The following is an 879-nucleotide window of genomic DNA, read 5'->3' as shown; positions in this document are numbered from 1 at the left end:
ATTTATGTGGGTGATGTGCCAATTGGTGATGGTGCGCCAATTGCAGTACAGTCAATGACTAACACTCGCACGACTGATGTGGAAGCGACAGTCGCACAAATCCGAGCACTAGAAAAAGTCGGCGCAGACATCGTCCGTGTTTCAGTACCAACGATGGAAGCAGCAGAAGCGTTTAAGCTGATCAAACAGCAAGTATCTGTTCCTCTGGTTGCTGATATTCACTTTGACTACCGTATCGCACTGAAAGTCGCGGAATACGGCGTCGATTGTTTGCGTATCAACCCGGGTAACATTGGTAACGAAGAGCGTATTCGCTCGGTTGTTGATTGTGCGCGTGATAAGAATATCCCGATCCGTATTGGCGTTAATGGCGGCTCTTTGGAAAAAGATCTGCAGATGAAATACGGTGAACCAACGCCTGAAGCCCTAGTTGAATCAGCGATGCGTCATGTGGATCATCTCGATCGTCTTAACTTTGATCAGTTCAAAGTCAGCGTTAAAGCATCGGATGTATTCCTTGCGGTTGATTCTTACCGCTTGCTAGCGAAGAAAATCGACCAGCCGCTTCACTTAGGTATTACTGAAGCTGGTGGTGCGCGCGCAGGTGCTGTGAAGTCAGCAGTTGGCTTGGGCATGCTTTTATCGGAAGGTATTGGTGATACGTTACGTATCTCTTTAGCTGCTGATCCAGTCGAAGAAATCAAAGTCGGTTTCGATATTCTGAAATCTTTGCGTATTCGCTCTCGTGGCATCAACTTTATTGCTTGCCCAAGTTGTTCACGCCAAGAATTCGATGTTATTGGTACGGTAAATGCGCTTGAGCTGCGTTTAGAGGACATCATCACACCAATGGATGTGTCTATTATTGGCTGTGTGGTA

General features: G+C 46.8%; 1 protein-coding gene. It reads left to right on the top strand.

All coding sequences use genetic code 11. The features are described from left to right. On the top strand, positions 1-879 hold an 879-nt coding region (ispG, locus tag R7Q48_RS25720; RefSeq protein WP_318132997.1), incomplete at both ends, for a flavodoxin-dependent (E)-4-hydroxy-3-methylbut-2-enyl-diphosphate synthase.

Source organism: Vibrio sp. 378 (assembly GCF_033339435.1).
The sequence above is the reverse complement of the archived record's forward strand: the minus strand, read 5'-3'. Positions and strand labels throughout refer to the sequence as shown.